The 14,010-nt window shown below is 36.4% G+C and carries 9 protein-coding genes; all 9 read left to right on the top strand.

Annotated elements, in window-relative coordinates; genetic code table 11:
* Nucleotides 1–72: 72 nt before the first annotated feature.
* A complete protein-coding gene (locus tag MKS83_RS04820) occupies nt 73–780 on the top strand; it encodes a prolyl oligopeptidase family serine peptidase (protein ID WP_240582209.1) in 708 nt (235 codons plus the stop codon).
* A 160-nt stretch (nt 781–940) separates the two neighbouring features.
* Nucleotides 941–3,268 carry a beta-glucosidase BglX gene (gene bglX / locus MKS83_RS04815; RefSeq protein WP_240582208.1) on the top strand — a complete coding sequence of 776 codons (2,328 nt, stop codon included), beginning with the start codon at nt 941–943 and terminating at the stop codon, nt 3,266–3,268.
* Nucleotides 3,269–3,377: 109 nt separating this feature from the next.
* Nucleotides 3,378–3,788 (top strand): hypothetical protein, encoded by a 411-nt coding sequence (locus MKS83_RS04810; RefSeq protein WP_240582207.1) that lies wholly within the window; start codon nt 3,378–3,380, stop codon nt 3,786–3,788.
* A gap of 136 nt (nt 3,789–3,924) precedes the next feature.
* Complete coding sequence (locus tag MKS83_RS04805; RefSeq protein ID WP_240582206.1) at nt 3,925–5,640, top strand: CocE/NonD family hydrolase; 1,716 nt, start codon at nt 3,925–3,927, stop codon at nt 5,638–5,640.
* A 110-nt stretch (nt 5,641–5,750) separates the two neighbouring features.
* A complete protein-coding gene (purB, locus tag MKS83_RS04800) occupies nt 5,751–7,178 on the top strand; it encodes an adenylosuccinate lyase (RefSeq protein WP_240582205.1) in 1,428 nt (475 codons plus the stop codon).
* 57 nt (nt 7,179–7,235) lie between these two features.
* Complete coding sequence (locus tag MKS83_RS04795) at nt 7,236–8,201, top strand: WG repeat-containing protein (protein ID WP_240582204.1); 966 nt, start codon at nt 7,236–7,238, stop codon at nt 8,199–8,201.
* Between the two features lie 14 nt (nt 8,202–8,215).
* Entirely contained in the window at nt 8,216–9,643 is a 1,428-nt protein-coding gene (locus tag MKS83_RS04790) for a serine hydrolase (RefSeq protein WP_240582203.1), read from the top strand.
* 286 nt (nt 9,644–9,929) lie between these two features.
* A complete protein-coding gene (locus MKS83_RS04785) occupies nt 9,930–13,625 on the top strand; it encodes a phosphoribosylformylglycinamidine synthase (protein ID WP_240582202.1) in 3,696 nt (1,231 codons plus the stop codon).
* A complete protein-coding gene (locus tag MKS83_RS04780) occupies nt 13,603–13,995 on the top strand; it encodes a ribonuclease inhibitor (RefSeq protein ID WP_240582201.1) in 393 nt (130 codons plus the stop codon). The genes MKS83_RS04785 and MKS83_RS04780 overlap by 23 nt, the downstream gene beginning before the upstream one ends.
* The last annotated feature ends 15 nt before the right edge of the window (nt 13,996–14,010 follow it).

Raw genomic sequence — 14,010 nt, 5'->3', positions numbered from 1 at the left:
CTCCGCCCACAACAAAAAAGGATGCCGCTGCAATCGGGGCTAATTAAAACCAAACAAACCTGAAATATTAAAATGAAACTAAAACTAACCCATTTACCGCTTTTATTTCTGCCACTGTCACTGAGTCTCAATGCTCAGGAGGTTAAGGCGGAATTAAATAAAGAAGTTACAAGGAAAGAGAAGATTTCTTACATTCTTGATTACCCTCAGAAATCAAAAGGAAACGTTCCTTTGATTGTATTTCTTCATGGTTCCGGTGAAAGAGGAAGTAATTTAGAACTCGTAAAAGCGCACAGTCCATTTACATACAAACATCTGATAAAGGAACCTGTGGCTATTTTGGCACCTCAATGCCCGGAAAATACCTGGTGGGATACGGTGACGGTTTATCATTTGATTAAAGAAATTCAGAAAAAGTATAAGATAGATGCTTCCAGAATTTACCTTACAGGACTTTCTATGGGAGGTTGGGGAACATTGAAACTGGCAATGGAACATCCTGAAATGTTTGCTGCAGTTGTTTCAGTTTGTGCACCTACAGATCGGGTGATGTATGCGAATATTCATCAGTACAAGAATCTAAACATGAAAATCTTTCATGGCGGAATGGATGATGTGGTTTTGCCTGAAAATGCATTCAATTTTTACCAAAAACTTCATCCGGTTAATCCGTCTGCGGAATTGACAATTTTCCCGAATGATAATCATAATTCGTGGGATTCGACATATTCCAATCCAAAATTGTATGAATGGATGCTCTCAAAGAAAAAAGAGAAATAATTTAGTATAAGTATTTTAAACAGTAAGCCTTTGTTGAGTGAAACGCCTTTGCGAAAGAAAAATAGGCAGGGTATTTTAAATAAGATCTTTGCGAGCTTTGCGTTTAAAATGCATTATGAAAAAAACAAAAAATAGAACGATAATTAAAGAAGATAGATTTATGAAAAAGTTAATTGTAATCGCCACCTTAGCATTGGCACCTGTGTTTTCGGCACAGGAAATGGTAACGAAGCCCGTTCAGTCATATCAGACAGCCCAGTATCAGGCTAAAAAGAAAACCTTTGTAGATAATCTCCTGTCTAAAATGACGCTGGATGAAAAAATAGGTCAGCTTAACTTGCCGAGTTCAGGGGACTTTACCACAGGACTGGCTAAAAGTTCAGATATCGGAAAAAAAGTGAAGCAGGGCTTAGTGGGCGGATTATTCAATATAAAAGGAGCCGAAAAAATCAGAGCTGTTCAGAAAGTAGCAGTAGAAAACAGCCGCCTGAAAATTCCTTTAATTTTCGGAATGGATGTTATTCACGGTTATGAAACGACTTTCCCTATTCCATTGGGGTTAGCCGCTTCCTGGGATATGAACTTAGTTCAGCAGTCAGCGAGAGTAGCGGCAAGAGAAGCTTCTGCTGATGGGATTAACTGGACGTTCTCTCCGATGGTGGATATTTCTCGTGAACCAAGATGGGGAAGAGTTTCTGAAGGTTCCGGTGAAGATCCGTATTTAGGAAGTGAAATTGCTAAAAATATGGTGTATGGCTACCAGGGAAAAGATCTCTCTATCGGAAATACGATTTTGGCTTGTGTGAAGCATTTTGCATTGTACGGAGCAGGTGAAGCAGGAAGAGATTACAATACGGTAGATATGAGCCACGTGAGAATGTTCAACGAATATTTTCCTCCTTATAAAGCGGCAGTTGATGCAGGTGTAGCTTCTGTAATGGCTTCTTTTAACGAAGTTGATGGTGTTCCGGCAACGGGAAATAAATGGCTGCAGACCGATGTTTTAAGAAATCAATGGAAATTTAAAGGCTTTGTTGTTACCGATTATACAGGAATCAACGAGATGGTTGACCACGGAATGGGTGATCTTCAGCAGGTTTCGGCTTTGGCCCTAAAAGCAGGTGTAGATATGGATATGGTAGGTGAAGGATTTTTAACAACTTTGAAAAAATCTTTATCGGAAGGAAAAGTTACACAAGCTGAAATCGATATGGCAGCACGAAGAATTCTTGAAGCTAAATATGATTTGGGATTGTTTGATGATCCTTACAAATACGGAAGTGCAAAACTGGCAGAAAAAGAGGTTTACAATTTGGAAAACCGTAATATCGCAAGAAGTACGGCAGCTCAGTCAATGGTATTGATGAAAAACGAAAACCAGGTATTGCCTTTGAAAAAATCAGGTACAGTTGCGGTAATAGGACCATTGGTAAACAATTCACTGAATATGGCAGGAACTTGGAGTGTGGCTACAAAACACGCTATTTCTGTTAATTTAATGCAAGGTTTGCAGGCAAATTATGGTAAAGAAGTAAAATTCCTTTCTGCTAAGGGTGCGAATATTGATTACGATGCAAAATTAGAAGATATTTATGCGGCTCATGGTAAAAAAACCGACAGAGATAACCGTTCAAAAGAAGAATTGTTGAAAGAAGCGGTTGATATTGCAAAAAAATCAGATGTTATCGTTTTGGCTATCGGAGAATCAGCAGAAATGAGTGGAGAGTCTTCTTCAAGAACGGAGATTACGATTCCACAGTCTCAGGTAGATTTGTTAAACGAATTGAAAAAAACGGGGAAACCAATCGCAATGGTGCTCTTCACAGGCCGTCCTTTGGCTTTAACCAATGTAAAAGATACTCCTGACGCAATCCTGAATGCTTGGTTTGCCGGTTCGGAAGCAGGAAATGCAATTGCAGATGTTCTTTTCGGAAAAGTAAATCCTTCAGGAAAATTACCGATGACATTCCCAAGAAGTTTAGGACAGGTTCCTATTTATTATAATGCTAAAAATACAGGTCGCCCGTTAGATCAGGCATTGGTTGATAAATGCGAATATCAAAGGTTCCGTTCAAACTATATGGATGAATGTAATACGCCTTTATATCCGTTCGGTTATGGGTTGAGTTATACAAAATTTGATTATTCTGATGTTACGGTTTCCAACGCCAATCCAAAAGGAAATCAAACCATTCAGGCTTCCGTTACCGTAACCAACTCCGGAAACTACGATGGAGCAGAGGTTGTTCAATTATACATCAGAGATATGGTAGGAAGCATCACAAGACCTGTAAAAGAATTAAAAGGATTTCAGAAAGTAATGTTGAAAAAAGGAGAATCTAAAAAGGTTACCTTCAATATTACTCCGGAAAGCTTGAAGTTCTATAACGGAGATTTGAAGTACGATTGGGAACCCGGAGAATTTGATATCATGATCGGTACGAATTCTTCTGATGTGAAACATTCAAAAATCAACTGGACAAAATAATTTTTTATAAGCCGCTCAATTTGAGTGGCTTTTTTGTAACTTAGAAATAAATTAACTGATACCATATTTTGGCATAATTTTTACCAATAAGAAAACAAAAAAATTAGATATGAAAAAAACAATTTTATTGGGTGCAATGTTCTTTACTTTTTTAGTGTTTGCACAAAAAACTCCTGTTGTAGGAGGCGACAAAGACGTTCACGGCTGCAAAGGTTCTGCGGGTTATACCTATTCACAGCTCAGAAATGACTGCGTAAGAGTTTTTGAACAGAAAATAAAGCTGAAAGAAGTGAATTCAGATAAAAGCTATACCACATCAACGGCGGTTATTTTCAGTAAAAATATGAGCAAGGCTGAAATTTTCATTCCGGATGGAAGCTCAAACAGTATTATTCTCGACAGACAGGGAAAATCTAAGATCTGGAAAAGTGGCAAACACATTAAAGAAAGCTATGTTTTGGTTCCGTACAAGAAAACAGGATACCAGATTAAAAAAGATAATGTAGTAATCTACCAGTAGTAATCAGAAATAACAGAAATACAAAAAAGCCATTCGTAAAGAATGGCTTTTTTGTAAGTAAATAATAGATGTAATAAGATGTTTTTCTGATTTGTTATTTATATATGATTTAATCTTGAAAAACATGATAAAATATTTGCTGATAATTTTTTTTAGTATTCCCGTTTTAGTGTATACCCAACAATCTGATCCGAAAGAAAATGATTACAATATTCAGGATAGTGTAATGATCAAAATGAGAGATGGTGCAATGGTCTCTGCGATTGTTGTGAGAAAAAAGGATATTGAATATGCACTTCCTGTTATTTTTCAATTCACAATTTATGTCCGTGATAAGGATCGTGATCTTCAGAGCCTGAAAGATGCGGCCGACAGAGGATATATAGGGGTAATAGCCTATACAAGAGGAAAGAGATATAGTCCAAATGATATTTTTCCGTACGAGTTTGATGGAAATGATGCTTATGATGTGATTGACTGGATCAGTAAACAAAAATGGTGTAATGGAAGTGTCGGCATGTATGGGGGAAGTTATAACGGGTTTACTCAGTGGGCAGCTTGTAAAGCACAGCATCCTGCCCTTAGAACTATTGTACCCTATGTTGCTAACAGACCAGGAATGGGATTGCCGATGGAGAATAATATTTTTATAAATCCAAATTATGAATGGGCTTTTTATGTCGCAAACAATAAATATCTCGATACTGAAACCGGAAACGACCGGAAACGATTTAGAGGGATGATGTTTAGATGGTGGGAAACAGGAGTTGCCTATAATAAAATGGATAGTATTGATGGGAGTCCTAACAAATGGTTTCAACGTTGGATTGCACATCCTGATTTTGATGAATACTGGCAAAAAATGGCTCCCTATAAAAATGATTTTAAGCAGATTACTATTCCTGTTCTGGCCATTGATGGCTATTACAATGATTCGCAGAATTCTGGACTCTATTATCTCAGGGAATTACAAAAATATAATTCCAAAACACCGTTTTATCTGATTATTGGTCCATATGGACATTTTGGAACGCAGCGCGGAGGAGAAAAAATTATTAATGGATATAAAGTAGATAGTGTTTCACTTTTTGATATTAAAAAAATTACTTATGATTGGTTTGATTATGTTTTAAAAAAAGGGAAAAAGCCCGACATCCTCAAAGACAAAATAAATTATGAAGTAATGGGGGATAATGAATGGAGAAGCGCTTCTTCGTTAGAAAATATGCATAATGATTTCCTGAAATTTTATCTTTCGAATATAAAACGAAAGGAATATTATTTCTTAGATCCCAAAATGTCTCGTAAGAATACGTATCTGATTCAAACGGTGGACTTTGTCGATCGTACAACCAGCAACAATGATTATTATCCGGATCCCATAGAAAAGGATGAAATAAACAAAAACAACGGATTTGTATTCATGAGTGATCCTGTTAAAAAATCAATGATCATCAATGGCTCTTTTTTAGGAGAACTTAATATTTCAATTAATAAAAAAGATGTGGATCTTGGGGTGACATTATATGAATTAACTTCCGAAGGAAAATATTTCCACTTATCCTATTACATTGGAAGAGCCAGCTATGCAAATGATATCACACAAAGAAATCTGCTTGAGCCGGATAAAAAAGCTTCAATACAGTTCACAAACACTCATTTAGTGAGTAAACGAATTAAAAAAGGAAGCCGGATTGTGGTGGCAATTAATGTTAATAAAAATCCATTTTCACAGATCAATTACGGAACAGGAAAAGAAGTAAGCTCCGAAACGATAAAAGATGCATCCGAACCTTTAATTATTAAATGGTACAATGATAGTTATATAAAAATTCCGGTTTTAATTGACTGATACATTTTTGAAAACAAATGTTCCTGTTTTTTAATAAATTTAAACATCAATCTCATTTTCAACTCTCGCTGAAAAACCGTATTTTTGCATATCTAAAAGTAAAAGAAAGAATGAATTCCTACAAAAATCCATTGGAAGAGCGCTACTCCAGTGAAGAAATGTTATTTAACTTCTCACACAATAACAAATTCCGTACTTGGAGAAAGCTTTGGATAGCTCTTGCTGAAATTGAAAAAGACCTTGGACTTGAAATTACAGACGAGCAGATCGCTGAGTTGAAAGCTAATGCTGAAAACATTGATTATGATAAAGCAGCAGAGTATGAGAAAAAATTCCGTCACGATGTGATGGCTCATGTTCACACCTATGGTGATGTAGCGCCTTCAGCAAAAGGAATTATTCATTTGGGGGCAACTTCAGCCTTTGTAGGTGATAATACAGATTTAATTCAGATCCGTGACGGACTTTTAATCTTGAAGAAAAAGTTGGTGAACGTAATGAAAAACTTAGCAGATTTTGCTATTCAATATAAAGATCTTCCAACTTTAGGTTTCACACACTTCCAACCGGCTCAGTTAACGACCGTCGGAAAAAGAGCCACACTTTGGTTACAGAGTTTAGTTCTTGACATCGAAGAGCTTGATTTCTTCTTGGAAACATTAAGATTCAGAGGTGTAAAAGGAACAACCGGAACTGCTGCAAGTTTCTTGGAGCTTTTCAACGGAGATTATTCTAAAGTGAAACATTTAGATAAAGAATTGTCAAAAAGATTCGGTTTTGAAAAAGTTTTTGGAGTTTCCGGACAGACTTACGACAGAAAAATCGATGCTAAAGTGGTAGCTTTATTAGGAAATATTGCTCAGTCAGCACATAAATTTACAAACGATTTACGCTTACTTCAAAATCTGAAAGAAATTGAAGAACCATTCGAGAAAAACCAGATCGGTTCATCGGCAATGGCGTACAAGCGTAACCCAATGAGAAGCGAAAGAATTGGAGCGTTGGCAAAATATGTAATGTCTTTAACGACAAGTTCTGCGATGGTAGCTTCAACACAGTGGTTTGAAAGAACGTTGGACGATTCTGCAAACAAGAGATTAACAATTCCTCAGGCATTTTTAGCGGTTGATGCAATTCTATTGATCTGGAACAACATCATGAACGGAATTGTGGTGTATCCGAACAGAATCAACAAGCATATTATGGATGAACTTCCTTTCATGGCGACGGAATACATCATTATGGAAGAGGTAAAAGCTGGTGGCGACCGTCAGGAAATCCACGAAGTAATAAGGGTTCATTCCATGGAAGCGTCTAAGCAGGTGAAAGTAGAAGGTAAGGAGAACGACCTTATCGAAAGAATCCTGAATGACAATTCATTAAAACTGGATAAATCAAAATTAAAAGAGGTTCTTGATCCTAAAAATTTCATCGGTTTTGCACCCATTCAAACGGAGGAATTCATTGCCAATGAAGTCCAGCCGATTATTGATCAAAACAAAGACTTAATAGGATTAGAGGCAGATCTTAAAGTATAATGTAAGTATGCAGCTTTTTCGGCTGCATATTTTATTTTAACCCGACCAAATCAATTAATGAAAAAAATACTTTTAGCTATTTTATTAATGCCTGTACTTTCTTTTTCTCAGGAGAAAGAAGTGTTGAAGTATTTTAAATCAAAAGATTCATTGGTTGGAGTTAAAAACCAAAATGGGAAGATCATTGTTCCTGCACAATTTAAAATTTATTCAGACCTTAAAGATGGTGATCCGGTAGAGGGAGAAACCATTCTCTTTGACGGCGAGAAAAAAGGCGAAAAGCCTCAGAAATATGCCTGGGGATATATCTATGACAGAAAAGGGAATTTCCTTTATACTCCATTCCTATATGATAATGGCCCTGACTATTTTGTAGAAGGGCTGAGACGTTTCGTTAAAAACGGAAAGATCGGTTTTGTGGATAGAAACGGAAAAACAGTTATTGAACCCAAACATGATTTTGTTGACCATTTTACGTATGGATATGCTTCATTTTGTGACGGATGTAAAAGGAACGATGAGGGCGGATATATAAAAGTACCCGGCGAGAAATGGGGAATGATGAATACCAAAGGAGAAACGGTTCAGCCGCTTACCAAATATTCCGATAAGGACGTGAAAATTGTTGGAAAATATTATCCATACCCTTTTCAATACAACGAAAAAGAGAAAAATATTCTCCAGTTTTTTGATAAACAAAATAAGCTGCTGGCAGACCTTTATTATGTAAACCAATACAATAAAATACCTGAAAAAGAAAAGAGACTGTATTTTGAAATTGTAGAAAGACCAAAAGAAAATTTCTCTTATTATCAGGTAAATACTTATGACTATACAAAGAATGATTTGGGAATGCTCTATCGCTTTAAATTCCTGGTTTCAGAAGATGCTAAGAAAATTTATACCATAAAATCATACAATGAGCAAAAAGTTCCTTTTGAAGAATGGTTGAAAAATGAAATAAAAGAAGCAGAACAATATCAAAAAGAACACCCTGATAACCCGAATAAATTCAAAAAATAACCAGATTAAACTTAATGAGAAAAAATATCCTTGTATTTATTTTTGCTGTGGCGTCTGTAATGAACCATGCACAAAGTGATAAAAAAGTGTACTCAATCATAGATGCTGCGGCTCAGAAAGTAGCGGGAGAATCTAAAGCATACTCTGTGTCTGTTGGGCTTATCAAAGATGGAAAAATTTATACCAGACACTTTGGAGAAATAGACAAAGGAAAAGGCAATAAAGCAAACGATAATACTTATTTCGCCATAGCTTCTATTACTAAGCTTTTTACAGGGCAATTGCTGGCTCAGGCAGTTCTGGAAGGGAAAGTAAACCTTGATGATGATGTAAGAAAATATCTGAAAGGTTCTTATCCCAACTTAGAATATGATGGAGTTCCGATAAAAGTCCGTGACTTAATTTCTTATCAAACCGCTTTACCTAGAAATCTGCCTATTGATGATGAGCTCAGAAAAAATATGAATGATGAGACCCCTTTTCTTTACGAGAAACTTAATAAAGGATATACAAAAGACGACTTTAAAAAAGAGCTGTCTACTGTAAAGTTAGATGCAAAGCCAGGGACAAAATATAAATACAGCAATACAAGTCTGGAGCTAACCGGTCTTATGCTGGAAAATATTTATGGAAAAAATTATGAAACCCTTTTGAAAGAAAATATTTTCTCAAAAGCTGGAATGAATCATACCAAACTGGAACTTGATAAAAATGAAGCTCAGGCCAACGGATATTATGAAAACGGCCGGCTGATGCCAATTTCAACAAGTCTTTTATGGGGAGCAGGGGGTTCTAAAACCGAATCTACCATGGAAGATATGATGAAATTCTTAAAAGAAGAATTAGATCCAAAAAATAAAGTAGTACAGGAATCTCAAAGAAATGTCAACAATAGTAAAGAAGCCTGGACCGGATATTTCTGGGACAAATACTTGATTACCGAATTCGGGAAAAGAGGATACAAACATGGTGGTTCTTACGGAATAAATAGCTTGTTTACAGTATTTCCTGAATTGAATCTGGGAGTCTGCATTATTGTAAATATCACCGGAGCCGATACATTTGGGACACTTTATAACGGAACCAGCAGTTTAGTGGAAGATCTTATTTCAAGCTCAGACGAAAAGCAGGTATACGGATATACGGTGAAAGGCGATAAAGTCGTTTTTTCTTATACCCATCCCGTAAATTTAGACGCAAACCTTCTTCATACGGTCTCCGTAGCAGGAAGCTTCAATGATTGGGATGCTGAAAATAAAGAATATCAGATGGTGAAAAAGGGCAGGAATCACTATGAATTGGAGGTTCCGGCATCTCGTTTTGAAAAAGGAAAAACTTATTCCTTCAGATTGGTATTAAATAAAGAAGAATGGATTGGAGCTTCTAAAAGGACATCCAATAATGATGGTACCAAAGATAATAATCTGGCATTGGTATTATAAGAAAAAGATTGTGGTGAGAGAAAGTAAAAAGAGTAAATTTGTACTCTGGAATGAGACCAATGTGGATGATTAGAAAGTAACAATCTGACATAGGTTCTCTGAAAAATATCTGAAGAATGAGGTAATCTAATTCTGTCTTTGTTGATTTGAGATTGCCGCATCAGCGATGTGACAATTATAGAGGAAGTTTTTTACTGTTACACTCTGTATCTGAAGATGGTTATCGTTCAATAGATATAAAATTGAAAGAAAAATAAATCTAATATTAAATAAAATCTGACATCTAATGTCTCAAAACAAAAGAATTTTCGTAGAAAAAAGAGGAATTTTCGATGTGGAAAGTCCAAAAATTTTTGATGAAGTAAAAGCAGTGGTTCCGTCTATCCAAAGTGTAAAAGTATACAATGTTTACGATATTTTTGGATTAAACGACGGTGAATTCGAAAAAGTGGTGAACAGTACTTTTGTGGATCCGGTTACTGATATTCTAATCGAAGAAAATCCTGCACAGGGAATCCACTTCGCCTTAGAATTTTTGCCTGGTCAATATGACCAGCGTGCAGATTCTGCCCAACAATGTATCGCTTTACTGACTGGAAATGAGAAAACTAAAGTAAGAAGCGGAAAATTAATCGAGTTCGAAGGAGTTTCTGAATCTGATTTAGTTAAAATAAAAGATCTTTTAATCAATAAAGTAGAATCTCAGGAAAAAGATTTAACCATTTTAGATATTCCTGCAGAAGAAACGCCGTCAAAAGTAATTGTTCACGAAAATTTCATCAATTTCGATGATGTTCAGCTTGAAGAGTTCTTTAACAATCACGGTTTTGCATTAGGTTTAGATGATTTGAAATTCATTCAGGAATATTTTAAATCTGAGAACAGAAATCCTACGGAAACAGAACTGAAAGTTTTAGACACCTATTGGAGCGACCACTGCCGTCACACAACGTTTGAAACGGAGTTGTCAAATATTGAATTTGAAGGACAGTTTAAACATACATTGGAAACGATTTTCAATGATTACATCGAAAAAAGGAAATTCTTAGGACGCGAATTGAAACCAATCTCTTTAATGGATCTGGCGACAGTTTGCGGAAGATATTTCCATAAAACAGGCAATCTGGAGAACTTGGTGGTTTCTGATGAAATCAATGCTTGTACAATCCAAATTGAAGCTGAATATGATGGTAAAAAAGAACCTTGGTATTTATTATTCAAGAACGAAACACACAATCACCCTACGGAAATTGAGCCTTTTGGTGGGGCTTCAACGTGTTTAGGTGGTGCAATCAGAGATCCTTTGTCCGGACGTTCTTTCGTTTTCCAGGCGATGAGATTAACGGGTGCTGCAGATGTTTTGGAATCAGTTGATAAAACATTACCGGGCAAATTACCTCAAAAAACAATCACAAAACAGGCTGCGAACGGATATTCTTCTTATGGTAACCAAATCGGTTTGGCGACTACAATGGTTTCTGAAATCTACGATGAAGGTTACAAAGCCAAAAGAATGGAAGTTGGTTTCGTTGCCGGAGCGGTTCCTGTAGACTGGGTAAGACGTGAAAAACCTGAAGCTGGTGATTCTATCATCATTTTAGGTGGTGCGACTGGTCGCGATGGTGTTGGTGGAGCAAGCGGAAGTTCAAAAGAGCAGGACGAAACTTCTATCCACACGATGAGTTCTGAAGTTCAGAAGGGAAATGCCGTTGAAGAACGTAAAATTCAGAGATTATTCAGAAATCCTGAAGTGACGAGACTGATTAAAAAATCAAATGACTTCGGAGCTGGTGGTGTTTCTGTAGCGATTGGTGAAATTGCTGATTCTTTGGAAGTTAATTTGGATGTTTTACCTTTAAAATATGAAGGTTTGAACGGAACGGAACTGGCTATTTCCGAATCTCAGGAAAGAATGGCAGTTGTGGTTGAGCCAAAAGATAAAGAAAAATTCATCAAGTTCTGTGAAGCTGAAAATATTGTAGCTGTTGAAGTGGCAAAAGTGACAGATTCTGGAAGAATGCAGATGTTCTGGAAAGGCGATAAAATTGTAGATCTTTCAAGAGAATTCTTAGATACGAACGGTTGTTCGAAAAGTCAGGAAGTTAAAATTACTCACCTTAATGAAGTAAAAGAAGAAACTCGTGCATTTAACGAAGAGAATTTCTTAAAAATATTAAGTGATAAAAACGTTGCCTCTCAAAAAGGTTTACTTGAAATGTTCGATTCATCGATTGGTGCAACTACGGTTGCGATGCCTTTAGGTGGAAAATATCAGCAGACTTTGATGGAAGGAAGTGTTCAGACATTACCGATCATCGGAGCAAAAGATATTGAAACGGTTTCTTTGGCGAGTTGGGGATTTGATGCAGAAATTTCTAAACAGAATTCTTTGTTGGGAGCTTCTTATGCGGTGGTAGAAAGTGTTGCAAAAATCGTTGCAATGGGTGGCGATTACAAAAATATCAGATTCAGTTTCCAGGAATATTTTGAGAAATTAGGGCAGAATCCTGAAAAATGGGGTAAACCTTTGGCTTCGCTTTTGGGAGCTTACGATGCTCAGATCAACTTTGGTTTGGCTGCGATCGGAGGTAAGGACTCAATGAGTGGAACGTATCAGGATCTGAATGTTCCGCCAACATTGATTTCTTTCGCTTGTGCAAACGGAGAAAAGAAAAATATTATCTCTCCTGAATTTAAAGGTAAAGGAAATAAAGTCTATTTCTTCAATCATATCGCTCAGGAAAACGGACTTCCGAATTATGATGCTTTAAAAAATATTTATGAATTTATTTTCGAAAATATCAAAGCCGGAAAAATTGTTTCAGTAAAAACGATTAAGGAAGGCGGAGTTGCAGTTGCTTTGGCAAAAATGAGTTTCGGAAACAGATTAGGTGCTGAAATTACAGTTGCTGAATCTGTTTTATTAGCTAAAAATATCGGTAGCTTAATCATTGAATCTAAAGAAGAATTAAGCTCTGTAAACCTTCAGTTAATAGGAAAAGTTGTTGCAGACGAAGTTTTAACAATCAACCAACAACCAACAACAATCAACCAATTATTAGCTGCAAACACTAACACCTTTGAAAATCTCTTCCCAACGATTGAAAAAGAAAGAATAACAGTTGAGATCGACGAAAAACTAAACTCGATCAACCCAAGAAATATCATCATTAAAAAACACGGAATTGCTCAGCCGAAAGTATTCGCACCGGTTTTCCCTGGAACAAACTGTGAGTATGATACGCTGAATGCTTTCGCAAAAGAAGGCGCTGTAATCAACAGTCTGCCTTTAATCAACATCAATCACCAGTTATTGGATGAAAGCATTGATGCGTGGGTAGAAGAAATCAAAACTTCTCAGATTTTGGCTTTCTCAGGGGGATTCTCAGCAGGTGATGAGCCGGATGGTTCTGCAAAATTCATTGTCAACGTTTTAAAGAACGAAAAAATGAGAAATGCAGTTCATGAATTACTGGACAGAGACGGAATGATTATCGGGATCTGTAACGGTTTCCAGGCGTTGGTAAAATCAGGATTATTGCCTTACGGAAGAATTAAAGATCTGGATGAAAATTCTCCGACCTTGGCTCACAACGCGATCAGAAGACACATTTCTCAGATGGTAAATGTAAGAGTGGTGAATGACGAATCGCCTTGGTTGAAAGGAATGAAAGACCAGGTGTTCACGATTCCGATTTCTCACGGGGAAGGTCGTTTTATGGCTTCGGAAGCTGAAATCCAAAAGTTATATGAAAATGGGCAGATTGCAACGCAGTATTTAGATTTAGAAGGAAATATTGCTCACGGAATGCCGTTCAACCCAAATAATTCATTGTTCGGAATTGAAGGCGTTACCAGTCCGGACGGAAAAATCTTCGGTAGAATGGGGCACCCTGAACGTTTTGCAGAAGGATTGATGAAAAACATTCCAACTGCGAATTATCACAATATCTTTAAAAATGGAGTTGAATACTTCAAATAACAATAAAAAGAAAATGACTGTCATCAATGGCAGTCATTTTTCGAATATAGATGGTTTCTACGAAGAAGTTTCCCAGCTTTTTATGAAAGATGAAGATTGGAATGTCGCGACTCTGGACGGATTTGATGATATTTTGTATGGCGTAGATACAGACATAACCTGGAAAAATTCCCAAAAGTCGAGAGAAGATTTAGGTTTTGATTTGACTAAAGAATTTTATGAAAATAAAATCAGAATGGGAAAGCCTTACAATGTAAAATTAATTCAACAAAAACTGGATGATTTGATTGAGGGAAAAGGACAGACCTTATTTGAAATTTTAATTGAAATGATGGAGTCGCACAAAAATATTAGACTAATTTTGGATTAGTTTTAATTGTAAAAA

The sequence above is a fragment of the Chryseobacterium sp. Y16C genome (assembly GCF_022488405.1).
In the GTDB taxonomy this organism is placed as follows: Bacteria; Bacteroidota; Bacteroidia; order Flavobacteriales; family Weeksellaceae; genus Chryseobacterium; species Chryseobacterium geocarposphaerae.
Note: the sequence above shows the minus strand (reverse complement) of the source record. Positions and strands in the feature narration are given on the sequence as shown.

Coding starts and splice junctions, on each gene's coding strand:
- MKS83_RS04780 (WP_240582201.1), top strand. CDS start 13,603: ATGGAGTTGAATACTTCAAATAACAATAAAAAGAAAATGACTGTCATC.
- MKS83_RS04790 (WP_240582203.1), top strand. CDS start 8,216: ATGAGAAAAAATATCCTTGTATTTATTTTTGCTGTGGCGTCTGTAATG.
- MKS83_RS04785 (WP_240582202.1), top strand. CDS start 9,930: ATGTCTCAAAACAAAAGAATTTTCGTAGAAAAAAGAGGAATTTTCGAT.
- purB (WP_240582205.1), top strand. CDS start 5,751: ATGAATTCCTACAAAAATCCATTGGAAGAGCGCTACTCCAGTGAAGAA.
- MKS83_RS04795 (WP_240582204.1), top strand. CDS start 7,236: ATGAAAAAAATACTTTTAGCTATTTTATTAATGCCTGTACTTTCTTTT.
- MKS83_RS04820 (WP_240582209.1), top strand. CDS start 73: ATGAAACTAAAACTAACCCATTTACCGCTTTTATTTCTGCCACTGTCA.
- MKS83_RS04810 (WP_240582207.1), top strand. CDS start 3,378: ATGAAAAAAACAATTTTATTGGGTGCAATGTTCTTTACTTTTTTAGTG.
- bglX (WP_240582208.1), top strand. CDS start 941: ATGAAAAAGTTAATTGTAATCGCCACCTTAGCATTGGCACCTGTGTTT.